Source organism: Rhodococcus sp. As11 (genome assembly GCF_048957735.1).
Lineage (GTDB): Bacteria > Actinomycetota > Actinomycetes > Mycobacteriales > Mycobacteriaceae > Rhodococcus > Rhodococcus gordoniae.
The window spans coordinates 166,248-189,258 of record NZ_JARDJE010000009.1 but is presented as its reverse complement, the minus strand read 5'-3'; the positions used below and the strand labels follow the sequence as shown (position 1 = coordinate 189,258).

Below are 23,011 nucleotides of genomic sequence, written 5' to 3'. Positions count from 1 at the left end.
ACTAAAGTTGCCGGGTGCGACATTCACCGCAGGATCCGATCGGCTCGACGACGCCTCCGCTCTTCTCCGGAAGAAGAGGCACTGCCGTCGTGGCGGTCGCGTCGCTCGTCTCCGTCGGTGTGCTCATCGCGATCCTCGTCAGGAGCGAGCTCATCGACTTCCTGGTCTACCGGATGGGCGCGCGGGTTCTGCTCGACGGCGACGACATCTACGGGCAGATGCCCCCGGTGACCGACGACTTCGCGTTGCCGTTCACCTACCCGCCGCTGTCGGCGATGCTGTTCGCTCCCCTCGCACTGATTCCCGTGACGTTCGGCAAGATCGTCTTCACCCTCGTCTCCGTCGCGGCGCTCGTCGTCACCCTGCGGGTCGTGCTGGACCGGCTCCGCCCGGACTTCGAGGCGCGGACGGCGTGGATCGTCACGGCAGTGGCGGTCGCCGGAGCGCTGCTGCTCGAGCCCGTGCGCGAGACGATCTCGTTCGGGCAGATCAACCTCGTCCTGATGGCGCTCGTCGCCCTCGACGTCCTGGTGAAGACCCCGAAGTGGCCGCGCGGACTGCTCATCGGGCTGGCCGCCGCCGTCAAGCTCACGCCCATCGCGTTCCTGTTGCTGTTCCTGCTGCGGCGCGACCGGCGGACCAGTGCCACCATCCTCGCGTCGACCTTCGGGTTCACCGCCCTCGCGTTCGCCGTGATGCCCGCGACCTCCGCGAAGTACTGGCTCGACACCCTGCCCGACACCGGCCGGATCGGCGCGGCGTACTTCGCCACCAACCAGTCCTTCAAGGCGATGATCTCCCGCTTCGGACCGCCCGAACTCATGGGTTCCGTGCTGTGGCTGCTCGCCGTCGCGGTAATGCTGCTGGTCGCGGTGGTGGCCATCCGGCGGGCCCTCGCACAGGGTGATCTCGTGCTCGCCCTGCTCGCGAACGCCACGGCCGTGCTGTTGGCCTCGCCGGTGTCGTGGTCGCACCACTGGGTGTGGATCGCACCGGCGCTGCTGACGCTGTCGCCCGCGGCACGGCGCGCAACCGATCCGCAGAAGCTCGCGGCGATCGCAACGGGCGTGGCACTCGTCTTCGCGATCGGCCCGCACCACCTGTTCCCCACGGGTGACGACCTCGAACTCACCTGGGCCGCATGGCAGCACCTGCTGGGCACGCTCTACGTGACGGTCGGCTTCGGGTTTCTTTTCTGGCTCGCCTTCGGTCGTCTCCCCGGTCCGGAAACCGTGGCACCGGAACCGCTTCCGGACGCGGAGACGTCGAAGTAGTCCCTCGTCCGGACGTCAGGCGGTGACGTCGACGACCACCCGGCCACGCACCTTGCCCGCCAGGATCTCCTCGGCGAGTCGCGGGACGTCCGAGAGCGGTTCGACGCGCGACAGCGAATCCAGGATGCTCGCAGGGAGATCGCGGGCGAGGCGCTCCCATGCCGACCGGCGGAGCTGTGCCGGCGCCATCACCGAGTCGACGCCCAGCAACGCGACGCCGCGCAGGATGTGCGGCAGCACCGTCGCATCCGGCATCGACGGCGATTCGGTGAGACCACATGCGGCCACCGCACCGCCGTACCGGATCTGCGACAGCACGTTCACGAGCGTCGAACCACCCACCGCGTCCACGGCGGCATCCCAGCGTTCCTTGCCGAGGGGCCGGCCCTTGCCCTGCAGTTCGGCGCGGTCGACGAACGACGACGCACCGAGTTCGCTCAGGAAGTCGTGGGTCTCGGGACGGCCGGTCGCGGCGACCACCGTGTGTCCGGCGGTGGCGGCGAGCGCGACGGCGATCGACCCGACGCCACCTGCCGCGCCGGTGACGAGCAGTTCCGCGTCCGATGCGATGCCGTAGCGTTCGAGCGCGTCGAGGCACAGGGCGGAGGTGTATCCGGCGGTGCCGACGGCCATGGCGTCGCGGGTGGAGAAGGCGTCGGGGATGCGCACGAGCCATTCGGGCTTCACCCGCTGGCGCCGGGTGTACCCGCCCGACTGGGTCTCGGACAGGCCCCATCCGTTGACGACGACGCGGTCGCCGGGCTTCCAGTCGGGATTGCCGCTCTCGAGGATGGTGCCGGCCAGGTCGGCTCCGGCGACCAGCGGGGTGCGTCGCGCCATCTTCTGCGGCCCCGCGATCACGAGACCGTCCTTGTAGTTCAGCGACGAGTACTCGACCTCGACGAGAACATCGTGGTCGGGAAGGTCGGCATCGGTCAGTTCGCGGAACTGTGCCACCTGGCCGTCGTCGGTGTCGTCGACGACCAGGGCACGGAAGGAGGACGGCTGTGTCATGGATCCGATCCTGACAGGCCGCCCTCCTCGCTGCAGCCGAAAGCGGTCAGGCCGCGTGGGCGCGGAACCGTCGCAACCGCAGGCTGTTGGAGACCACGAAGACCGACGAGAACGCCATCGCCGCGCCGGCGAGCATCGGGTTCAGCAGGCCCGCGGCCGCCAGCGGCAGTGCCGCGACGTTGTACGCGAACGCCCAGAACAGGTTTCCCTTGATCGTCGTCAACGTGCGGCGCGACAACCGGATGGCGTCGACCGCGACCATCAGGTCGCCGCGGACCAACGTCAGGTCGCTCGCCTCGATCGCGACGTCGGTGCCGGTGCCCATCGCCAGGCCCAGGTCGGCCCGGGCGAGCGCCGCGGCGTCGTTGACACCGTCGCCGACCATCGCGACCACCGCGCCCTCGCGCTGCAGTCGCTCGACCACGTCGACCTTGTCGGTGGGCAGCACGTCGGCGATCACGTCGGCCTCGTCGATGCCGACCTCGGCCGCCACGGTGTGGGCGACGGCGGCGTTGTCGCCGGTGAGCAGGATCGGACGCAGCCCGAGTTTCCGCAGTTCGGCGATTGCCTGCGCGGAGGTCGGCTTGACCGCGTCCGCGACGACGACGATGCCACGGGCCTTCCCGTCCCAGCCGACGGCGATGGCCGTGCCGCCGGACTTCTGCGCCTGCTCGAACGCCCGCTGCAGCTTCTCGGAGAGGTGCTGCGACCAGTCGGCCAGCAGCGTCGGACGACCCACCAGCACCGCGCGGCTCGTGTCGCCGTCGACGAGCACTCCCTGGACACCGAGACCCTCGACGTTCGTGAAGTCCTCGACCTCGGGCAGACCGCCGAACCTGTCCGCGGCCGCATCACCGACGGCACGTGCGATCGGGTGTTCCGACGCCGACTCGAGTGCCCCGGCGTACCGCAGCACCTCGTCGGCGTTCTCACCGTCGTCGGCGACGACCTCGCGCAGGGTCATCCGGCCGGTGGTGACCGTGCCGGTCTTGTCGAGGACCACGGTGTCGACCGAGCGGGTCGATTCGAGGACCTCGGGGCCCTTGATGAGGATGCCGAGCTGAGCGCCGCGACCGGTACCGACCATCAACGCGGTCGGGGTGGCCAGGCCGAGGGCGCAGGGGCAGGCGATGATCAGCACGGCGACCGCCGCGGTGAAGGCCGCCGCGGGTCCGTTGCCGGTGCCGAGCCAGAAACCGAGGGTGCCGGCGGCGATCAGCAGCACGATCGGCACGAAGATGCCGGAGATCCGGTCGGCCAGGCGCTGCACCTGGGCTTTGCCGTTCTGGGCGTCCTCCACCAGCTTCGCCATCTGCGCGAGCTGGGTGTCGGAGCCGACGCGGGTCGCACGCACCACCAGTCGTCCACCGACGTCGACCGTTCCGCCGACGACACTGTCGCCCACACCGACCTCGACGGGAACCGATTCACCGGTCAGCATCGACGCGTCGACCGCCGACGTGCCCCGTGCGATCACACCGTCGGTGGCGATCTTCTCGCCCGGACGCACGACGAACAGATCGCCGACCGCCAACTGCTCCACCGGAATCCGGGTCTCGGTGGTCCCGTCCGGTCCGAGGACCGCGACGTCCTTGGCTCCGAGTTCGAGCAGGGCATGCAGGGCGGCGCCGGCACGTCGCTTCGACCGTTGCTCGAAGTAGCGCCCGGCGAGGATGAACGTCGTGACACCGGCCGCGGCCTCGAGATAGATGTTGCCGCTGCCGTCGCCCCGCGCGATGGTGAACTCGAAGGGGTGGACCATCCCCGGTTCACCCGCCGTTCCCCAGAACAGGGCGTAGACCGACCATCCCAGGGCGGCAAGGGTTCCCAGCGACACGAGCGTGTCCATGGTGGACGTGCCGTGGCGCAGGTTGATCCACGCCGCCCGGTGGAAGGGCCAGGCACCCCACACCACCACCGGTGCGGCGAGGGTGAGCGAGAGCCACTGCCAGTTGGTGAACTGCAGGGCCGGGATCATCGCCATCGCGATCACCGGCACCGTCAGGATCGCCGAAACGACGAGCCGGTGACGAAGCGGCGCAACGGGATCGGATTCGGGCACGTCACCGGTCCGGCCGGTCGCCTGCGCGGACGGCGGCGGCAGTGCGGCACCGTAGCCGGCCTGCTCGACGACCGTGACGAGATCCTCGGGGGTCATGTCGTCGGGGTAGGTGACCTTCGCCTTCTCGGTGGCGTAGTTGACGGTCGCGGTGACGCCGTCGAGCTTGTTGAGTTTGCGTTCGATGCGATTGGCGCAGGATGCGCAGGTCATGCCGGTGATGGCGAGTTCGATCGATTCGGCGGCGACCGGCTGACTCTGCGTGGTCATGTGTGTCTCCTCGGAAAAATGGGCCGTCAGCGGCCGGAATGGCTGTGGTCGACCGGCGCGGAGGGTTCCTCGTGCGTGGCTCCGGCGCCGTCGGCGGTGAGCGCGAAGGCGGCGGTACGGACCACTCCGTCGTGCTGGAAGTCGAGATAGAGGTGATAGGTGCCGGCACTCGGGACGGAGGTGTGGAAGACGACCTCGGGGCCGGGACGTGTGGTGCCGTCGCCGGGTGTTCCGTCCGGGTGGACGTGGAGGTAGGCGAGGTCGCCGCCGCGCAGCGCCACCAGGTGTCCGTAGGCACCGAGATAGGGCTGCAGGTCGGCGACCGGCTGTCCGTCCTTGCTCACGGTGAGGGTGAGCATCGCGTCGCCACCCGACGACAGATCGCCGTCCAGGGTGACCTCGTAGCCGTCGACGGTCGCGGTGCGGTTGTCGGCTTCGGGTGCGGCAGGGACGAATTCGCCCGCCACCGTGAGATCGGTGCCCAGCGTGAGCGCCTCTCCCCCGGTGGGTGTGAAGTCGGTGAAGACCCGCCACGTGCCGGGCGTGAGGTCGACGTCGACGGACCAGATTCCGGTGTTCTCGTCGAGCACGGGATGGACGTGCTGGAAACCGGTGAAGTCGCGGCGCACGGCGATCAGGTGCAGCTCTTCGTCGTGGGTGACGTCGAAGTCGGTCACCGGCGCGCCGTCGGGACCGTTGATCGCGAATGTCAGGTTCCTGCCCTCGCCCGACTCGAGGTTCGTCTCGGCGAGTGCGAGGGCATAACCGTTCCGATACGTCATCAGTCCTCCCGGGATTTCTTCCACAGCAGGTGTTTCCGCGACGTCGCCGGTGGCGGTGTCGTCACCGTGACCGGCGTCGTGGGCGCTCGCGGCAGGATTCTCGGTCTGCTCCTCCACCGGGCCGACGGTCGCGCCGACGAGCAGCGCGATGCCGAAGACCGCGGCTACGGCGGCGACGAAGCCGGCGAGCTTGGCCGGGGTGTTCATGTGAGGCTGTAACCGGCCTCCTCGACGGCGGCCGCGACGGCGGCATCGTCGAGGGACTCGGCGCTCGTGACGGTGACGGCACCGGTGGCCAGGTCGACCTCGACGTTCTCGACGCCGGGGATCTCCTGGACCTCTTCGGTGACCGACGCGACGCAGTGCCCGCAGGTCATGCCGGTGACGGTGTACGTGCTGGTCTCACTCATGGGTACTCCTCGGTGATGGGTCGCGAACGGGTGGGGACGGTCAGGAACGGACGAGTCGCGCGATGGCGTCGCCGGCTTCCTTCAGCTTGAGGTCGGCTTCGTCGCCACCGGCGCGCACGGCACCGGCCACGCAGTGGGCCATGTGTTCGTCGAGCAGGCCGAGCGCGACGGCCTCGAGAGCCTTCTTCATCGCCGCGATCTGCGTGAGGATGTCGATGCAGTACTTCTCTTCCTCGACCATCCGCTGCAGACCGCGGGCCTGCCCCTCGATGCGACGCAGTCGCTTGAGGTAGTCGGCCTTGGTGTTGTTGGCGATGTAGCTGTGCTGATGCGTGTCGTCGGGCGCGACGACATCGGCAGTATCGGGCTTCCCGGTTTCACTGGTGGTGTTCGGCATCGGAATCGTCCTTGTCGGTGCGCTCGGCGGTCGTCCTGCCGGATACCATACCCCCCTAGGGTATCTACGACAACCACGACGACGGACAGAGCATCTGCGCAGGTAGAGGCACATGGAATCGCCAGGGATACACACGTCGGCCCCGCATTCCGGGGAATGCGGGGCCGATCCGAAAAGGGTTTCCCAGGCCTGCGGACGACACGCCCGAACGCCTCACGAGGTGGTCGAGCGCCTCGTCGTCGATACGTCGCGGGACGTCACGGCACGTGCATCATCTTCCCGGCGAGGGTGAACAACCGGCGGGAGAGCCGGATGACGGGGATGCCCAGCGGAATCAGCAGGATCGTCACGCACAACACCGCACCCAGGAGCATCACCACCGCGGCGACGATCCCCAGGACGGTGCCGAGCAGGGCGGTGAGAAGTCCGAGCACGACATCCAGTAGGCCACTCAGAGCACGCATGACGACCTCCTAGCCACACCCCCATTATGCGCCGCCCCCGGGTGTTCACTTCCTCCAGAACAGGTGATGCATCACCCCGCTCGTGCTGGGCACGACCTCGAGGTGGAAACGATCCCGTAGTTCGTCCGGGGAGTCCCAGAGCTTCAGGCCGGCGCCGTACCGCACCGGCGACACCACCACGTGCATGGTGTCGACCAGATCGGCGTCGAGGAACTGCCGGATGGTGGAGACGCCACCCCCGAGGCGGACGTCCTTGCCCTGCGCGGCGGCGCGGGCCTGATCGAGCACCGCGGCCGGCTCACCGTTCACGAAGTGGAAGGTGGTGTCGGAGAGGGTGAAGGACGGACGTTCGTGATGGGTCAGCACGAACACCGGGGTGTGGAACGGCGGCTCATCGCCCCACCAGCCCTGCCACTCGTGGTCCTTCCAGGGACCCCGCTGGGGGCCGAATTTGTTGCGCCCCATGATCTCCGCACCGATGTTGCAGGAGAAATCCCGGATGAAGTAGTCGTCGAGTCCGCGGCTCCCACCGGGCTCGGTGCGCAGGTTCCAACTCGCCGTGGCTCCGGCCCACTCGAACATCGGGCTCGGATCCAGGCCGAAGGGACTCTCGACACTCTGGTCCTTCCCCGCGCCGATCCCGTCGCTCGACACGGTGAAGTTCTGTACTCGCAGCAACTGGCCCACTCTCTTCTCCTCGCATCCCGATCGCACCGGTACGAAGAGGAAGACCTCGTGAGCCGCGCGAACTCATCGGATCGTGCTCGGATCACGAAGGGATTCGGCGACAGCCGAACGGCCCGGCGACACTGCACGTGCCGACTGGTATTTTCGTATCCAGTGATCAGCACCGTGTATCCGTGAGACAGATGTCCCGCGCCATCCGTGAACCGCGCCTGCAGGCGGCGGTGATTCCGTGTGCCCCGAGAGGGAACCCGCGCCAGGGTTCCCCGATCCCATCGTGCAGTCCTTCATGCATCGGAATCGACTTTCGGAGTTCACATGTCCACCCCATCACTTCACTCGTCCCCATTACCGGCCGTTCATCGATCCGACCTCCGGGGCGACTGCAGCCGTTGCTTCGCATTGTGTTGCACGGCTTTCGGATTCACACGGTCGTCGGACTTCGCCGAGGACAAGCCCGCCGGTTCGCCGTGCCGGCATCTCGACGCGCGCTTCGCGTGCACCATCCATGAGACGCTGCCGTCCCGTGGTTTCCGCGGATGTACGGTGTTCGACTGTTTCGGTGCGGGACAAGCCGTCTCCCAGCGGTTGTTCGCCGGCGTGAGTCGGCGGGACCGACCCGACACCCGCTACCGGATGTTCTCGGCGTTCGCCGTGGTGAAAGAGCTGCACGAGATGATGTGGCACCTGCTCGAGGCCCAGCAGCGCACCTACGATCCGGAGCTCGCGGACGACGCGCGGGAGCTCGTCGAATCCCTTGCCGTCCTGACTCGCAGGGGCGTGGACGAACTCGAGTCCCTCGAGATCGGCGAGATACGTGCATCCGTTCGGCCGGTCCTCATGGAGGTCAGTGCGGAGGTGCGGGGTTCGTACTTCGCGGACGACGAGGGAATCGATCCCGATCTCGTCCCGGGCGCCGACCTCGCCGGAACCGATCTGCGGGGCCACCGGTTGTGCGGCGCCGACCTGCGGAACGCACTGCTCATCGGCGCCGATCTCCGAGGATGCGACCTCGCGGGGGCGGACCTGCTCGGCGCGGACCTGCGCGGTGCGCGAGTGGAGGACGCCGATCTCTCCCTCGCCCTGTATCTCACGGGACCGCAACTCGCCGCCGCGCACGGCAATCGACGCACCCGAGTACCCACGGGCATACCGGTACCGCGGAGTCGGCTCGACGACTGACCGAGTGCAGGGAGGGCGCGGCGACTCGCGCCCTCCCTCCCGCTCAGGGGAACCCGATGCGGCGGCACACCGGCATGTGGTGGGCTCGGATGTACCGGTGTCCACGATCCGTTTCGGCAGCCACAACGGCGGCGGGTCGCTCCGCCCCGTACTCGGAGCAAGCTGCCGTGTGGGTCACAGGGTCGTCACCGCCCCCAGTACAACGCGGGCAGGAAGGACATCGGTATCAGGACCGGGCAAACGAAAACGAGGCCACGATCTCCGAAGAGTTCGTGGCCTCGTCCGTCGCAGTTCGTGGAACTGCACACTGTGGGCGAAGGGGGACTTGAACCCCCACGTCCCGAAGGACACTGGCACCTGAAGCCAGCGCGTCTGCCATTCCGCCACTCGCCCGAGCAACGCCGAAAACAGTAACACACACCGGAGCGAAACAACTATTCGCCTGGTCAGACGGCTGTGAGCCCCGCCGACTCGATCGCTGACGATATCCGTCGGAGACGTGCCGCATGCCTCAGGGTCGAATCCGGGGAAAAGTGGATACCATGCAGTGACGAGATCTGCATTGCGACACGCTGAGTACGGAAAGGGGGTCGCCATGGGCATCGCCCAGCGCTTCGAGCGCAAACTACAGGCCGCGATCGGCGACGCTTTCGCCCGCGTGTTCGGCGGCGGCGTCGTGCCCCAGGAAGTCGAGGCGGCGCTGCAGCAGGAGGCAACGGACGGCGTCCGACAGCTCGATCGGGGTCATATGCTGGCGCCGAATCATTACGTCATCACGATCAGCGAAACCGATCACAATGCCCTCGCAGCGGATCGGGACTTGACTGTGAAGGCGTTCTCCCGTCACCTTGAGGACTTCATCCGAGAACAGGGATGGCAGACATACGGTGAGATCCAAGTCGTCTTCGAGTCGTCGTCGGCACTGCACACCGGGCAGTTCCGGACTCGCGGCTCGGTAGATCCCGATGCGGGGCGCTCAGCGACGCGTGCTCCGTCACCACGGAACCCACAGAACCGCCCACCCGCGACCTCTGAACCAGGAGCTGGCCCCATGACGCAGAACCCCGGCTACGACCCCAGCCGTGACCCCGCCGAGGCGGAACCGCAGTACGCACGCAACGGTCACGCGCACGTCGGCCAGGAGCAGCGCTACAACCAGGGCTACGGGAACGCCGGTTACGACCAGGGCCAGGGCGGCTACGACCAGCAGGGTGGATACGACCAGCAGGCGTACGGGCAGGCCTACAGCGAGCAGGACTACCAGCAGGCCGGCTACGACCAGCAGGCCTACGGAGCCCAGGATGCCCAGCCCCAGGCGTACAGCCAGGACTACGGCCGCGACTACCCGCAGCAGGGCGGCTACGACCAGCAGGCGTACGGCCAGCAGGCCGGCTACGACCAGCAGGGTTACGCGCAGCCCGGTTACGACCAGGGTTACCAGGATCAGGGCTACCAGCAGGGCGGCTACGACCAGCAGGCCTACGGTCAGCAGAACTACGCACAGCCGGGCTACGACCAGCAGTACGGCGCGCAGCAGGGCTACGACCAGGGTTACGCCGCTGCGGCACCCGGCTACGACCAGGGCTACCAGCAGGGCGGCTACCAGTCGCCGGCGGCCGGTCGTGTGCTGACCGCGACCCTCCAGCTCGAGGACGGCAGCGGCCGCTATTACCAGCTCCGCGAGGGCAGCAACATCATCGGCCGCGGCCAGGACGCACAGTTCCGCCTCCCCGATACCGGTGTCTCGCGTCGCCACATCGACATCCGCTGGGACGGCCAGGTCGCGATGCTCTCCGATCTCGGCTCGACGAACGGCACGACGGTCAACGGCGCGTCCGTTCAGGACTGGCAGCTCGCCGATGGTGACGTGATTCGCGCCGGGCACTCCGAGATCCTCGTGCGCATCCTCTGATCAGCCGGTATCGAAAGACCCACCGGACCCCTTCATACCGTCCGACGCGTGTCGCAGCGCGTCGGACGCTGCATGGAGTCGTCCGGTGTCCGTATTGTGAGTGACCGCACGACCCGGAAGACCACGACCGGTCTACTACCCCGAAGGAGGATGCACCGTGCAGGGGCTGATTCTGCAGCTGACCCGAGCGGGATTCCTCCTCCTGCTGTGGTTGTTCGTATGGGCGGTGTTGCGCACGCTCCGGTCCGACATCTATGCCGGTGCCGCACGCCCGCTCCCGCGCTACTCCCCCAAGCAGTCGGTGCTGCCGACGCTGAGCCGTAACAAGACCGCCAAGTACCTGGTGGTCACGCAAGGCGCGCTGGCAGGCACCAGGATCACGCTCGGCACCCAACCGGTTCTCATCGGCCGTGCCGACGACTCCACACTCGTGCTGACCGACGACTACGCATCCACGCGCCACGCACGGTTGTCGCCCCGAGGTTCCGACTGGTACGTCGAAGACCTGGGGTCGACGAACGGCACGTATCTCGACCGCGCGAAGGTCACCACCGCCGTCCGTGTCCCACTCGGAACCCCGGTTCGGGTGGGCAAGACCGTGATCGAGCTCCGCCCGTGACCCTCGTACTCCGTTATGCCGCCCGCAGCGACCGCGGCCTCGTGCGCTCCAACAACGAGGACTCCGTCTACGCCGGCGCCCGCCTGCTCGCCCTCGCCGACGGCATGGGTGGTCACGCAGCAGGTGAGGTCGCCTCACAGCTGATGATCGCGGCGCTCGCCCATCTCGACGACGACGAGCCCGGCGGCGACCTCCTCGGCAAGCTCGCCGCGGCCGTCCGCGAAGGCAATGCCTCGATCGCCGATCAGGTGGAAGAAGAGCCCGAACTCGACGGCATGGGCACGACGCTCACGGCCATCCTGTTCGCAGGCAGCAAGCTCGGACTCGCCCACATCGGCGATTCCCGCGCCTATCTGCTGCGCGACGACCAGCTCACCCAGATCACCCGCGACGACACCTTCGTGCAGTCGCTGGTCGACGAGGGGCGCATCACCCCGGAGCAGGCGCACACGCACCCGCAGCGGTCGTTGATCATGCGGGCGCTGACCGGCAGCGAGGTCGAACCCACCCTCACCGTGCGCGAGGCCCGCGCCGGCGACCGCTACCTCGTGTGCTCCGACGGCCTGTCCGACGTCGTCAGCGACGAGACGATCGCCGACACCATGCGGCAGGGCACGCACGACGAGTGCGCCGACCGGCTCATCGAGCTGGCACTGCGCAGCGGCGGCCCCGACAACGTCACCGTCGTCGTCGCCGACGTCATCGATCTCGACTACGGCCAGTCGCATCCCATCGTCGCCGGTGCCGCATCGGCGGACGACGAGGACACTCCCCCGCCGAACACCGCGGCCGGTCGGGCCGCCGCGATGCGGCCACCGCGCGCCACCCCCAAGCGGGTCATCAACAAGGCCCCGGAGCCGGCGCCGAAGAAGAAGCGCAGTCGCCTGTGGTGGCCGGTCGCCGCCGTCGTGGTGATCGCGGTGCTGGTCGGCGGTCTGTTCGTCGGCCGGCAGTTGATCCGCAACAACTACTACGTCGGCGCCGACGACGGTCGCGTGACCGTGCTGCGCGGTATCCCCGGCGACGTCTTCGGCTACTCGCTGCAGGAGGCGGCGCGCGTCGGGTGCATCACCGACGAGGGCGACCTCACGCTCGTCGATCCGAACAGCGCGTCGTGCCGGGTGATGCTCGTCGACGACCTGTGGCCCGCCGCTCGCGAGCAGGTCCGTGCCGGCCTTCCGTCGGGTTCGCTCGACGACACCCGCGAGCAGATGCAGCGGCTCGCGGAGCTGGATCTGCTGCCGGTGTGCACTCCGGAGGAACCCGCACCCACCCCCGGCGGGCCCGCTCCGGGCCCGGGAGAGCCGACGCCGGCGCCCGGACCGAACGGCACTCCGCCCACCGAGACACCTGCGGTGCAGCCTCCGGCGCCCGGCGAGCCCACACCGCAACCGGGTGAGCCCGCACCGGCGTCGCAACCCGGTGCGCCGCCCCCCGGGGAGCCGGCCCCCGGCGAACCCGCTCCGAACACGGAACCGGCTCCCGAACCCGCGCCCCAGATCCCCGGTCAGAACTGCAGGGTGGGCGCCTGATGTCGGTGTCCCATGGTGTGGGGGCCTTCCCGAGTCCTCCGGGAGGTTTCGCCCCGGCTCCGGTCCAGTCGACCCGGCGCAACACCGAACTGGCCCTGATCGTCGCGGCCATCGGTGTGACGACGGTGTCGCTGATGCTCGTCGAGGTCTCGATGGAGCAGGCGCTCACCCTCGACCTGCTCAAGTACGGGGTGACGTTCGCGGCGCTGTTCCTCGCCGCGCACCTCGCGGTCCGGCGCTTCGCGAAGTACGCCGATCCCCTGCTGCTGCCGATCGTCGCGCTGCTCAACGGTCTCGGGCTCGTGCTCATCCACCGGCTCGATCTGTCCGATCAGGAGAACGCCCGCTACATGGGTCTGCCGCCACCGTCGCCCGATGCGACGCAGCAGGTGCTGTGGACGGCGCTCGGTATCGGATTGTTCATCGTCGTCCTCGTGTTCCTGCACGACTACCGGCTGCTCGCGCGCTTCAGCTACACGCTCGGCCTCGTCGGCCTGGTGGCACTCGCGATCCCGGCCCTGCTGCCGAGCCGCTTCTCCGAGGTCAACGGCGCGAAGATCTGGATCCGGCTGCCCGGTTTCAGCATCCAGCCCGGTGAGTTCGCGAAGATCCTGCTGATCATCTTCTTCGCGTCGGTCCTCGTGGCGAAACGCGATCTGTTCACCACGGCGGGCAAGCACTTCCTCGGCATGGATTTCCCCCGGGCCCGCGATCTCGGCCCGATCCTGGCGGCCTGGATCATCTCGATCGGCGTGATGGTCTTCGAGAAGGATCTCGGCACGTCGTTGCTGCTGTTCACCACCGTGCTGGTGATGCTCTACATCGCGACCGAACGCGTCGGCTGGCTGATCATCGGGTTCTCGCTGCTCGCCGTCGGCTTCTACGCGGCGTACCAGATGTTCGGCCACGTGCGGGTGCGTGTGGAGACGTGGCTCGATCCGCTCGCCGACTACAACAACACCGGCTACCAGATCTCCCAGTCCCTGTTCGGTCTCGCAACCGGCGGAGTCGCCGGCACCGGCCTGGGCAGCGGACGGCCGGGGCAGGTGCCGTTCGCGAAGACCGACTTCGTCGTCGCGGCGATCGGTGAGGAGCTGGGCCTGATCGGTCTCGCCGCCATCCTGCTGCTGTTCCTGATCCTCGTCGTCCGCGGCATGCGTACGGCGCTGGCGGTGCGCGACAGCTTCGGCAAGCTGCTCGCCGCCGGCCTGTCGTTCACCCTCGCCGTCCAGCTGTTCGTGGTGGTCGGCGGGGTCACGAAGTTGATTCCCCTGACCGGTCTGACCACACCGTTCGTGTCCTACGGTGGCTCGTCTCTGCTCGCAAACTATCTGCTCCTGGCTCTGCTGATGAAGATCTCGCACGCTGCCCGCCAACCCGCGATCCCCCGCAAGAAGGCACCCACGCCCATCGCCGAGGCCCGGACCGAAATGATGGGGCGCGAATGAACGGTCCGCTCCGCAAGGTCGCGATGGCCGTGATGTTCATGGTCGTCGCGTTGCTCGCAAACGCCACCTACGTGCAGGTCATCAAGGCCGACGATCTCCGCACCGATCCGCGCAACTCGCGTGTGCTGATCGACGAGTACTCCCGTCAGCGCGGACAGATCGCCGCGGCCGGGCAGGCTCTCGCGGTGTCGGTGCCCACCGACAGCCGCTACAAGTACCTGCGCGAATACCCGGCACCGCCGACCCAGCCGATGAGTCCGCTGGCCTACGCGCCCGTGACGGGCTTCTACTCGATGCAGTACGGCAGCACCGGACTCGAGCGGTCCGAGGACTCGCTGCTCAACGGTTCCGACAGCCTGCTGTTCGGCCGTCGCCTGTTCGACCTGGTGTCGGGTCGCAACCCGCGCGGCGGCAACGTCGTGTCGACGATCGACCCGGTGGTGCAGCAGGTGGCCTACGACGAGCTGACCGCGAAGGGTTACACGGGTTCGGTGGTCGCGATCGAGCCGAGCACCGGCAGGATCCTCGCGATGATGAGCACCCCGAGCTACGACCCCAACCGCCTGTCGGGGCACGACGGCGCCGCGACCTCCCAGGCCTGGGACGAGCTGAACGCCGATCCCGACAAGCCGATGCTCAACCGCGCGATCTCCCAGACCTATCCTCCGGGCTCGACGTTCAAGGTCGTGGTGACCGCGGCCGCGCTCGAGAACGGGGTCACCCCCGACACGCAGTTCACCGCGGCACCGCAGATCACCCTGCCCGACACCGCGACCACCCTCGAGAACTACGGCGGGGCGGCGTGCGGTGGCGCACCGACGGTGACGTTGCGGGAGGCGTTCGCGCGGTCGTGCAACACGGCCTTCGTCGAGATGGGTATCGACGACGGACGCGAGGCCCTCGTCGGCCAGGCGGAGAAGCTCGGCATCGGGGAGACCCTCGACATCCCGTTGCCCGTCGCGCCGAGCACCGTCGGCCCCATCCCGGACGGCGCGGCGCTCGGCCAGTCGAGCATCGGTCAGCGCGACGTGGCGCTCACTCCGCTGCAGAACGCGTCGATCGCCGCGACGATCGCCAACGGTGGTGTCCGCATGAAGCCGTATCTCGTCGACCGGCGCCAAGGCCCCGATCTGTCGGTACTCGCGGAGACCAAACCCGAGTCGCTCGGTCAGGCCATCTCGCCGGAGGTCTCCGCGACCCTCACCGACCTGATGATCGGCGCCGAGAACAACGCCGGTGGCGGCGGTGCGATCCAGGGTGTGCGGATCGCGTCGAAGACGGGCACCGCGGAGCACGGCAACGATCCGCGGAACACCCCGCCGCACACCTGGTACATCGCGTTCGCACCCGCACAACAACCCCGCATCGCCGTGGCGGTGCTCGTGGAGGACGGCGGCGACCGAGCTCTCGCCGCGACCGGCGGCTCGGTGGCCGCCCCGATCGGCCGGGCCGTCATCTCGGCCGGATTACAGGGAGGCTGACATGGCTCTGAGCAGCGGCGCCATGATCGCCGACCGTTACCGTCTCCAGCGGCTCATCGCGACCGGCGGAATGGGTCAGGTGTGGGAAGGACTCGACACCCGGCTCGACCGGCGGGTCGCGGTGAAGGTCCTCAAGGCCGAGTTGTCGGGCGACGAGGACTTCCTCGCCCGGTTCCGGTTCGAGGCGCGCACCACCGCACAGCTCAACCATCCCGGTATCGCCGGGGTGTTCGACTACGGCGAGACCACCGACGCCGAAGGCCAGTCCATCGCCTATCTGGTGATGGAGCTGGTGCACGGCGAGCCGCTCAACGCCGTCCTGTCCCGGCTGGGACGCCTGTCGCTGCCGCATGCGCTCGACATGCTGGAGCAGACCGGACGCGCGCTGCAGGCGGCACACAACGCCGGCGTGGTCCACCGCGACGTCAAGCCGGGCAACATCCTCATCACCCCGACGGGCCAGGTGAAGATCACCGACTTCGGTATCGCGAAGGCGGTCGATGCCTCCCCGGTCACCCGCACCGGCATGGTGATGGGCACCGCGCAGTACATCGCGCCCGAGCAGGCATTGGGCCAGGAGGCCACGTCCGCGAGCGACGTCTACTCGCTGGGCGTCGTCGGCTACGAGGTGCTGTCGGGCCGGCGTCCGTTCCTCGGCGACAGCGTCGTGACGGTCGCGATGAAGCACGTCCAGGAGACCCCGGCACCCCTGCCGACGGATCTTCCGGCCGAGGTGCGCGAACTCATCGAGATCGCGATGTCGAAGGACCCCGCCTACCGCTACGCGAACGGTGGCGAATTCGCGAACGCCGTCGCCGCGGTGCGCTCGGGCCGGCCCGTGCCGCCGCCCGGCAACGTGCCGCCCGTGACCAGCGCCAACCGGGTTCTTCCGCCCGGCGTTCCCGGGACCACGGCCCCGACCTCCGCGACCCGTGCACTGCATCCGACCCAGCAGTACGACCAGACCGCGTACTCGTCGGTGCCGCGCTCCGCGCAACCGCCCACCGCCGGACGCCCGCCGGTGATGGGTCCGCCGACCTCGGGTATGCCCGCCGACGACCGCGGTCGGCGTATGCCGAGCCCCACCGCGCTGGCCTGGGCCGCGGGTGCGGCCGTCGTGCTCGCCCTCGTGACCCTGGGCATCGTGCTGTTCGGCGGCGACGACGAAGAACCCGCACGCGCCCCGTCGCCGACGACACAGCTCACCACGACCCGCGCGACCACCACCACGACGACCCGGCCGCCGCAGACCACCACGACGACGTTCGTGCCGTTGCCACCGCCCGTCGAGACGGAGACCTTCGTCCCCACCCCGACGCCGACCACGACGGTGCCGCCGACGACCACGGTGGAGCCGACGACCGTGCCACCCACGACCACACAGCCCACCACCACGGCGGAGCCGACGACCACCGCGACGACGACCACCCCCACGGAGGCCACGGGTGGCGGCAACGGCGGCACGGGCGGCACGGAGGGTGGCGGCGGCAGCGAGACCGACCCCGAGGCCGCAGGTGGAGGGGACGACAATTCATCCGCAACCAGCAACGGTACGAACACCCAAGGAACGTCATGACCACACCCCGCAAGCTCTCCTCCCGCTACGAGCTGGGTGAGATCCTCGGCTTCGGCGGTATGTCCGAGGTGCATCTCGCGCGGGATCTGCGGCTCGGCCGGGATGTGGCCATCAAGGTGTTGCGTGCCGATCTTGCACGCGACCCTACGTTCTACCTGCGTTTCCGACGCGAGGCGCAGAACGCTGCTGCACTGAACCATCCGGCGATCGTCGCCGTCTACGACACCGGTGAGGCCGAGACCGAGGCCGGACCGCTGCCCTACATCGTCATGGAGTACGTCGAGGGCGACACGCTGCGCGACCTCGTGCGCGCCGACGGACCGATGACCCCCAAGCGGGCGATGGAGGTCATCGCCGACGTGTGCGCGGCCCTGGACTTCAGCCACCGCAACATGATCGTGCACCGCGACGTGAAGCCGGCCAACGTCATGATCAACAAGGCCGGGGCGGTGAAGGTCATGGACTTCGGCATCGCCCGTGCCATCTCCGACGCCGCGAGTCCGATGACACAGACGGCCGCGGTGATCGGCACCGCGCAGTACCTCTCGCCCGAACAGGCACGCGGTGAGCAGGTCGACGCCCGGTCGGACGTCTACTCGGTGGGCTGCGTCCTGTTCGAGATCCTCACCGGCGAACCCCCGTTCAAGGGCGACTCGCCCGTCGCGGTGGCCTACCAGCACGTGCGGGAGGATCCGCCACTGCCGTCGTCGGTGAATTCGTCCGTGCCGCCCGAGCTCGACTCGGTGATCCTCAAAGCGATGGCGAAGAACCCCGCGAACCGCTACCAGTCGGCCGCGGAGATGCGCAGCGACCTGATCCGCGTGCTGAGCGGACAGCGTCCGAGCGCGCCGATGGTGATGACCGACGAGGACCGCACCACGCTGCTCGACTCCGCCGACAACAACCCCGGCCGGTACAACCGCGTCGCGCCCGCCGGTGCGGCCGGAGCACCCGCCGACGATTCCGGGGGTGGTTCGGTTCTCAAGAAGGTGCTGCTCGGGATCGCCGCGGTGGCGGTCGTCGGCGTGGTCGGTGTCTTCCTCTGGTCGCTCGGACCCGGTTCGACGGCCGCCCAGGTCGCGGTTCCCGACGTCCGCAACGTCCCCGCCGAGGTCGCCGAGAGCCGGCTGCAGAACGCCGGTTTCCGGGTCTCGATCCAGCAGAAGAGCGATCCGGTGGTCGCGAAGGGCAACGTCATCAACACCCGTCCCGTGCCCGGGAGCCAGGCCGAGGAAGGCTCGACCGTGACGCTCGAGGTGTCGAGCGGGCCCGAGCAGGTGCAGATTCCGCGGCTCGAAGGGATGACGCAGGAACGCGCAGCCCAGGAGCTGTCCGCCGTCGGTCTGCGGCTCGACCCGAATGTCGGCCGCGCTCCGTCGGCCGCCGCCGACGAGGATCTCGTCGTCGACCAGAGCCCCAGCGCAGGCGCGAGTGTCGACCGCGACAGCCCGATCACCGTCACCCTGGGATCCGGCCCCGAACTGGTGCGTGTCCCCAATGTGGTGGGCCAGACCGTCGAGGTGGCGAGCGACAACATCGAAGGTGCCGGCTTCACGGTGGTCGTCGAGCAGATCGACTCCAGCGAGACCGAGGGCACCGTCGTGTCGACGAGCCCCGCCGGTGGCGCCTCCACCGAACAGGGCTCGACGGTGACCGTGCGGGTGTCCAACGGCGACCGCATCGAGATGCCCGTCATCACCAACCGCTCGGTTTCCGACGCGCTGACCGCCCTGCGCAGCGCCGGCTGGACGGGCAACGCCTCCCAGCTCCAGCAGACACGGGAGGCGACGCTCGACGTCGATCTCGTCGGCACGGTGATCACGCAGGCCCAGCCACCGGGTTCGGAGATCTCGAAGAACCAGCCCATCACCGTGGGAGTCGGTGTGCTCGGTATCCGCTGAGCGGCTCGTGAACCACGAAAGGCGCCGGTCCTCGAAGGGACCGGCGCCTTTCTCGTCGAACGGGGATGCTCAGGCGGCTCCGCCGTCGAGGGCGCGGGCCATCTGCGCCTCGAGCCGGGCGACGAGCGCCTCGTCGGGGGCTTCACCGCAGACCGTGAGCCAGTTCGCGAGCATCCGGTGACCGCCCTGCGTGAGCACCGACTCCGGATGGAACTGCACACCGTGGATCGGCAGCTCGGCGTGACGCAGGGCCATGACGATCCCGGTCTCCGTATGACCGGTCGGCTCCAGTTCGGCGGGCATCGTCTCGGGCAGCACGGTCAACGAGTGGTAGCGGGTCGCGGTGAACGGGTTCGGCAGGCCCGCGAGCACACCCGCACCGGTGTGGCGGACCAGGCTGGTCTTGCCGTGCAGCAGTTCGGGAGCGCGGTCGACGGTCGCGCCGAACGCGACGCCGATGGACTGGTGACCGAGGCACACACCGAGCAGCGGAGTGCCGGTGTCGGCGCATGCCCTGACCAGGTCGATGCTCACCCCGGCCCGTTCGGGGGTGCCCGGGCCGGGGCTGAGCAGGATGCCGTCGTACCCGCTCGCGACCCGCGTGAGAGCACCCGGTGCGGTGAGCTGCGCGTCGTCGTTGCGCCACACGTCGGCTGTCGTTCCGAGCTGACCCAGATACTGGACCAGGTTGAAGACGAAGCTGTCGTAGTTGTCGACGACGAGAATGCGCATGAGACGAGGGTACTCAGTGGTCCGTATCGGGCGACCCGCCCGGTATCCGAATCGGGCGACCCGCCCGTGCACCGCTCAGCGCGCGGACGAACCGCCGGTGTAGGCGGGAACCGACAGGTCGTTCGACACCTGCTGCCCGTAACCGAGTTGATAGCGAGCCGCGTACTGCTTGTAGATGCGGATACCGGGTTCGGCGTCGAGGGCGGCCTGCAGCCGCGCCGGGTCGCCCAGTGCGGTGACGACATAGGGCGGCGAATAGGTACGTCCGTGCAACAGCAACGTGTTGCCGATACAGCGAGGCGCGGACGTCGCGACGATCCGCTGGTCCTGCATGGCCACGGCCTCGGCACCGCCGGCCCACATCGCGTTGAGCACGCTCTGCACGTCCTGCTGGTGCACGACGAGATCGTCGGGCGACGCACCGGACGGATACCGCCCGTTCGCGTCGCGGGGTGCGTCGGTGAGGGTCACGGTCACGCCCGGGCCTCGCCGGGCCACGAGCCCGGCCGGGTCCTCGATCGCCGACAGGTCGTCGAGTACCGCGGCGACGTCCTCGTCCGTCACGGCGGTGCGGTTCTGGAGTTCGTCGATGCGGGCGGCGAGATCGTCGCGTGTGGCGGCCAGTTCGTCGGCCTTCTCCTGCGCGGCGCGGACCAGATCGGACAGTCGCGGGGAGTCGCCGGCGCGCAGTTCGTCGCCGTCGGACACTCCGCGGGTGGTGCCCACGAGCAGACCGGCCACGAGGCAGACGACGAGGGTCGCGACACCCCACACGGGTGCGCGCAGTCGTCGTTCCGACACGTCGTACCTCCGATCCTGGCCTTACGTTAGCGTGATCTCGACAGGTAGCCGACCGACCACTCCATCCGTATGCGACGGATGGAGTCGTGAGAACGAGGACATCATGCCCAAGTCGAAGGTTCGCAAGAAGGACGTCTCCGCGACCCGGACCGTGAGCCGCACACCGGTGAAGGTCAAGGCCGGGCCGTCGAGCGCGTTGTACGTGACGGTGATGCTCGGCCTGATGGTCACCGGACTGTTGTGGCTGGTCGTGTACTACCTCGCGGCCGAGCAGATCGCCTGGATGAACGATCTCGGAGCCTGGAACTTCCTGATCGGCTTCGGGTTCATGGTCGTCGGCCTGATCATGACGATGAGATGGCGCTGACTCCACCCGCACGGGTTACACCGATGTTATTCATCCCCACCTGGGGATAACACTGTGCACAACCCCATGATCGGCCCCGCACGAGGACGCTGAAGAGGACGCGCATGCCCGACGACACACCGTTGCGATGGTCGACCCCGCCCGCCGCGATCGCGGCCCTGTCGGCCGCCGGTATCGCCCTCGCCGTCACGGCGGTAGTCGCGGTTCCCGACGCGGCCGGTCGCGTGCTGGTGGGTTTCGCGGCGATGCTCGTCCTCGTGACGGTCGCGCTCGCACTGCGACAGCGTCCGCGTCTCGAGGTGCTACCGGGAGGGGCGGGTATCGCGACGATGCGGCTGACCGGTCGTCGCGAGTTCCCGCGCGGGGCCCTGCACCGCGTGCGGATCGTCGAATACCCGCGGTTCGGGCGGCGCGTGCCGATGCTCGAGATCGACACGGTCGACCCCGCGACCGGCACCGAGAGCCTGATGATCTTCGGCCGGTGGGATCTGGGCACCGACCCGAGGACCGTGCACGCGGCCCTCGCGGTGCGCGATCTGGCGCCCGATCAGACGCCCAACTGAGCGCGTAGCCGCAGCACGGCGAGCACGATCGCGACCAGCGTCACCACGACGACGGCGACCAGCGCGATCCATCCGGTGCGCACGATGCGTTCCCGGTCGTTGCCGGCGCCGAGATGCTGCGGGGCGTACAACAGGGCCGCGGTCGCGGCGGCACCGGCCACGAGACCTCCCAGGTGACCCCACAGCGAGATACCCGGGATCGTGATGCTGATGATCACGTTGAGGCCCACGATGGTGAGCACGGGTGCCGGGCTCCGGCGCAGACGCAGCAGGATGACGGCCTGTGCCCCGAGCAGACCGAAGACCGCTCCCGACGCACCGGCCGTGACCGCACCGGTCTCCATGAACAGCACCGCGGCGGATCCGCCGAGGATCGACACAAGATAGACCGAGAGGTAGCGGACGCGTCCGAGCACGAGTTCGGTGTCGCGGCCGATCACCCACAGAGCGAACATGTTGACGGCCAGATGCATCGGACCGAAGTGCAGGAAACCGCTGCCGAGGATCCGGATGTACTCGTCCTGCGCGGCGATGAGGGGCGGCCACAGCGCCCAGTCGAGGAACAGCGCAGAACCCTGCTCGTTGTTCAGCACGCTCGCCGACTGCGCGGCGGTGATGCCGAAGACGAGCACGTTCAGGGCGATGAGCACGTACGTCACGATCGGCGACGGCCGATCCGAACGGACGGGCGCGCCGGCGATCGTGCGGGCCCGCGGCACCGACCGTTCGGCTGCGGCGACGCAGTCCACGCAGTGCTGTCCGACAGACGCGTCGCGCAGGCACTCGGGGCACGAGGGCCGGCCGCACCGGGAACAGGCGAGAAGGGTGGGACGGTCGGGGTGGCGAACGCACCGCGGCTGGGGCTGCGGGCCACCACCCTCGGGCACGGAGCCCCAGCCGGGGTTCGTCATGGGAACTCTCTCAGGCGATGGTGATGCTGTTGATCACGACGTCGTCGACCGGGCGGTCCGCGCGGTCGGTGGCGGTGGTGGCGATCGCGTCGACGACCTTCTTCGAGTCGGCATCGACGACCTCACCGAAGATGGTGTGGCGGCGGTTGAGATGCGGGGTCGGGCCGACGGTGATGAAGAACTGCGAGCCGTTGGTGCCCGGGCCGGCGTTCGCCATCGCGAGCAGGTAGCCACGGTCGAACTGCAGCTCGGGGTGGAATTCGTCGGCGAACTGGTAGCCCGGGCCGCCGCGGCCGGTGCCGGTGGGGTCGCCGCCCTGGATCATGAAGCCGTCGATGACGCGGTGGAAGACCGCGCCGTCGTAGAACGGGCCGCTGGTCTCGCCCTTGGCGTTCTGGGTCTTGTACTCCTTGGTGCCCTCGGCGAGGCCGACGAAGTTCTCGACCGTCTTGGGAGCGTGGTTGCCGAAGAGGGCAATCACGATGTCGCCGCGGTTGGTGTGGAGCGTGGCCGTTGCTGTCTGATGCGGTGAAGTCACTCCCCCATGGTGCCATTGCCCGCCTCCCGGGCAGGACAGGCCGCGCAGGACACGCTCTCCGGTCACGGCCACAAGGCCGGGACCGTATGGAAGA

General features: G+C 68.7%; 22 protein-coding genes and 1 tRNA gene. 11 read left to right on the top strand and 12 right to left on the bottom strand.

The annotated features are described in order from the left end of the window. The first annotated feature begins 14 nt into the window (after positions 1-14). On the top strand, positions 15-1,274 hold the full coding sequence (locus tag PV766_RS14455) for a glycosyltransferase 87 family protein (RefSeq protein ID WP_421097264.1): 1,260 nt from the start codon (positions 15-17) through the stop codon (positions 1,272-1,274). A gap of 15 nt (positions 1,275-1,289) precedes the next feature. Here PV766_RS14455 and PV766_RS14450 read toward each other — a convergent pair whose 3' ends face one another. The 7 genes from PV766_RS14450 to PV766_RS14420 all read right to left on the bottom strand — a co-directional run bounded on the left by PV766_RS14450 (position 1,290) and on the right by PV766_RS14420 (position 7,357). Beyond that, on the bottom strand, positions 1,290-2,288 hold the full coding sequence (locus PV766_RS14450) for an MDR family oxidoreductase (RefSeq protein WP_129975023.1): 999 nt from the start codon (positions 2,286-2,288) through the stop codon (positions 1,290-1,292). 46 nt (positions 2,289-2,334) lie between these two features. Continuing rightward, positions 2,335-4,617 (bottom strand): heavy metal translocating P-type ATPase, encoded by a 2,283-nt coding sequence (locus tag PV766_RS14445; RefSeq protein ID WP_129975025.1) that lies wholly within the window; start codon positions 4,615-4,617, stop codon positions 2,335-2,337. A gap of 26 nt (positions 4,618-4,643) precedes the next feature. After that, complete coding sequence (locus PV766_RS14440) at positions 4,644-5,606, bottom strand: hypothetical protein (RefSeq protein WP_421097263.1); 963 nt, start codon at positions 5,604-5,606, stop codon at positions 4,644-4,646. Beyond that, positions 5,603-5,809: a heavy-metal-associated domain-containing protein gene (locus PV766_RS14435; RefSeq protein WP_421097262.1), complete on the bottom strand. Its 207-nt coding sequence runs from the start codon at positions 5,807-5,809 to the stop codon at positions 5,603-5,605. Before PV766_RS14435 ends, PV766_RS14440 begins: the two co-directional genes overlap by 4 nt. A gap of 40 nt (positions 5,810-5,849) precedes the next feature. Next, entirely contained in the window at positions 5,850-6,206 is a 357-nt protein-coding gene (locus tag PV766_RS14430) for a metal-sensitive transcriptional regulator (RefSeq protein WP_064064481.1), read from the bottom strand. 257 nt (positions 6,207-6,463) lie between these two features. Further along, complete coding sequence (locus tag PV766_RS14425; RefSeq protein ID WP_006553307.1) at positions 6,464-6,670, bottom strand: hypothetical protein; 207 nt, start codon at positions 6,668-6,670, stop codon at positions 6,464-6,466. 45 nt (positions 6,671-6,715) lie between these two features. Next, positions 6,716-7,357, bottom strand: coding sequence for a dihydrofolate reductase family protein (locus PV766_RS14420; RefSeq protein ID WP_421097261.1), 642 nt, complete (start codon positions 7,355-7,357; stop codon positions 6,716-6,718). 543 nt (positions 7,358-7,900) lie between these two features. On the opposite strand from PV766_RS14420, the gene PV766_RS14415 reads away from it, so the two are divergent. Continuing rightward, complete coding sequence (locus PV766_RS14415; RefSeq protein WP_371053425.1) at positions 7,901-8,536, top strand: pentapeptide repeat-containing protein; 636 nt, start codon at positions 7,901-7,903, stop codon at positions 8,534-8,536. 310 nt (positions 8,537-8,846) lie between these two features. On the opposite strand, the gene PV766_RS14410 is transcribed toward PV766_RS14415, so the two are convergent. Then, positions 8,847-8,929: transfer RNA gene (locus PV766_RS14410), tRNA-Leu, on the bottom strand. A 202-nt stretch (positions 8,930-9,131) separates the two neighbouring features. Between PV766_RS14410 and PV766_RS14405 the strand changes: the two genes are divergently transcribed. From PV766_RS14405 to pknB, 7 genes are all read left to right on the top strand, one after another. Further along, the gene (locus PV766_RS14405) at positions 9,132-10,448 is read left to right on the top strand and encodes a DUF3662 and FHA domain-containing protein (protein WP_255161953.1); all 1,317 of its coding nucleotides are present in this window, start codon (positions 9,132-9,134) and stop codon (positions 10,446-10,448) included. A gap of 157 nt (positions 10,449-10,605) precedes the next feature. After that, positions 10,606-11,067: an FHA domain-containing protein FhaB/FipA gene (locus PV766_RS14400; RefSeq protein WP_006550946.1), complete on the top strand. Its 462-nt coding sequence runs from the start codon at positions 10,606-10,608 to the stop codon at positions 11,065-11,067. Then, positions 11,064-12,599, top strand: a complete 1,536-nt coding sequence (locus tag PV766_RS14395; RefSeq protein WP_421097260.1) for a protein phosphatase 2C domain-containing protein — start codon at positions 11,064-11,066, stop codon at positions 12,597-12,599. The genes PV766_RS14400 and PV766_RS14395 overlap by 4 nt, the downstream gene beginning before the upstream one ends. Continuing rightward, on the top strand, positions 12,599-14,047 hold the full coding sequence (locus tag PV766_RS14390; RefSeq protein ID WP_026002729.1) for an FtsW/RodA/SpoVE family cell cycle protein: 1,449 nt from the start codon (positions 12,599-12,601) through the stop codon (positions 14,045-14,047). Before PV766_RS14395 ends, PV766_RS14390 begins: the two co-directional genes overlap by 1 nt. Then, on the top strand, positions 14,044-15,528 hold the full coding sequence (locus tag PV766_RS14385; RefSeq protein ID WP_421097259.1) for a peptidoglycan D,D-transpeptidase FtsI family protein: 1,485 nt from the start codon (positions 14,044-14,046) through the stop codon (positions 15,526-15,528). The genes PV766_RS14390 and PV766_RS14385 overlap by 4 nt, the downstream gene beginning before the upstream one ends. A 1-nt stretch (position 15,529) precedes the next feature. Beyond that, a complete protein-coding gene (locus tag PV766_RS14380; RefSeq protein WP_421097258.1) occupies positions 15,530-17,104 on the top strand; it encodes a serine/threonine-protein kinase in 1,575 nt (524 codons plus the stop codon). After that, the gene (pknB, locus tag PV766_RS14375; protein ID WP_421097257.1) at positions 17,101-19,005 is read left to right on the top strand and encodes a Stk1 family PASTA domain-containing Ser/Thr kinase; all 1,905 of its coding nucleotides are present in this window, start codon (positions 17,101-17,103) and stop codon (positions 19,003-19,005) included. Before PV766_RS14380 ends, pknB begins: the two co-directional genes overlap by 4 nt. A gap of 69 nt (positions 19,006-19,074) precedes the next feature. Here the strand turns inward: pknB and PV766_RS14370 are convergent, their stop codons facing one another. After that, a complete protein-coding gene (locus tag PV766_RS14370) occupies positions 19,075-19,737 on the bottom strand; it encodes an aminodeoxychorismate/anthranilate synthase component II (RefSeq protein WP_255161944.1) in 663 nt (220 codons plus the stop codon). Between the two features lie 75 nt (positions 19,738-19,812). Further along, a complete protein-coding gene (locus PV766_RS14365; protein WP_255161942.1) occupies positions 19,813-20,538 on the bottom strand; it encodes a DUF881 domain-containing protein in 726 nt (241 codons plus the stop codon). 103 nt (positions 20,539-20,641) lie between these two features. Here PV766_RS14365 and crgA point away from each other — a divergent pair, with 103 nt between their 5' ends. Together crgA and PV766_RS14355 are read left to right on the top strand one after the other, a co-directional pair. Beyond that, positions 20,642-20,905, top strand: coding sequence for a cell division protein CrgA (gene crgA / locus PV766_RS14360; protein ID WP_421097256.1), 264 nt, complete (start codon positions 20,642-20,644; stop codon positions 20,903-20,905). 104 nt (positions 20,906-21,009) lie between these two features. Further along, positions 21,010-21,468: a PH domain-containing protein gene (locus tag PV766_RS14355; protein WP_371053427.1), complete on the top strand. Its 459-nt coding sequence runs from the start codon at positions 21,010-21,012 to the stop codon at positions 21,466-21,468. Here the strand turns inward: PV766_RS14355 and PV766_RS14350 are convergent. Together PV766_RS14350 and PV766_RS14345 are read right to left on the bottom strand one after the other, a co-directional pair. Continuing rightward, the gene (locus PV766_RS14350) at positions 21,453-22,379 is read right to left on the bottom strand and encodes a rhomboid family intramembrane serine protease (RefSeq protein WP_421097255.1); all 927 of its coding nucleotides are present in this window, start codon (positions 22,377-22,379) and stop codon (positions 21,453-21,455) included. The two genes, PV766_RS14355 and PV766_RS14350, sit on opposite strands and share 16 nt — an antisense overlap. 10 nt (positions 22,380-22,389) lie before the next feature. Continuing rightward, the gene (locus PV766_RS14345) at positions 22,390-22,917 is read right to left on the bottom strand and encodes a peptidylprolyl isomerase (RefSeq protein WP_016931501.1); all 528 of its coding nucleotides are present in this window, start codon (positions 22,915-22,917) and stop codon (positions 22,390-22,392) included. Between the last annotated feature and the right edge of the window lie 94 nt (positions 22,918-23,011).

Coding starts and splice junctions, on each gene's coding strand:
- PV766_RS14380 (WP_421097258.1), top strand. CDS start 15,530: ATGGCTCTGAGCAGCGGCGCCATGATCGCCGACCGTTACCGTCTCCAG.
- PV766_RS14390 (WP_026002729.1), top strand. CDS start 12,599: ATGTCGGTGTCCCATGGTGTGGGGGCCTTCCCGAGTCCTCCGGGAGGT.
- pknB (WP_421097257.1), top strand. CDS start 17,101: ATGACCACACCCCGCAAGCTCTCCTCCCGCTACGAGCTGGGTGAGATC.
- PV766_RS14440 (WP_421097263.1), bottom strand. CDS start 5,606: ATGAACACCCCGGCCAAGCTCGCCGGCTTCGTCGCCGCCGTAGCCGCG.
- PV766_RS14355 (WP_371053427.1), top strand. CDS start 21,010: ATGCCCGACGACACACCGTTGCGATGGTCGACCCCGCCCGCCGCGATC.
- crgA (WP_421097256.1), top strand. CDS start 20,642: ATGCCCAAGTCGAAGGTTCGCAAGAAGGACGTCTCCGCGACCCGGACC.
- PV766_RS14350 (WP_421097255.1), bottom strand. CDS start 22,379: ATGACGAACCCCGGCTGGGGCTCCGTGCCCGAGGGTGGTGGCCCGCAG.
- PV766_RS14370 (WP_255161944.1), bottom strand. CDS start 19,737: ATGCGCATTCTCGTCGTCGACAACTACGACAGCTTCGTCTTCAACCTG.
- PV766_RS14385 (WP_421097259.1), top strand. CDS start 14,044: ATGAACGGTCCGCTCCGCAAGGTCGCGATGGCCGTGATGTTCATGGTC.
- PV766_RS14430 (WP_064064481.1), bottom strand. CDS start 6,206: ATGCCGAACACCACCAGTGAAACCGGGAAGCCCGATACTGCCGATGTC.
- PV766_RS14445 (WP_129975025.1), bottom strand. CDS start 4,617: ATGACCACGCAGAGTCAGCCGGTCGCCGCCGAATCGATCGAACTCGCC.
- PV766_RS14405 (WP_255161953.1), top strand. CDS start 9,132: ATGGGCATCGCCCAGCGCTTCGAGCGCAAACTACAGGCCGCGATCGGC.
- PV766_RS14425 (WP_006553307.1), bottom strand. CDS start 6,670: ATGCGTGCTCTGAGTGGCCTACTGGATGTCGTGCTCGGACTTCTCACC.
- PV766_RS14435 (WP_421097262.1), bottom strand. CDS start 5,809: ATGAGTGAGACCAGCACGTACACCGTCACCGGCATGACCTGCGGGCAC.
- PV766_RS14450 (WP_129975023.1), bottom strand. CDS start 2,288: ATGACACAGCCGTCCTCCTTCCGTGCCCTGGTCGTCGACGACACCGAC.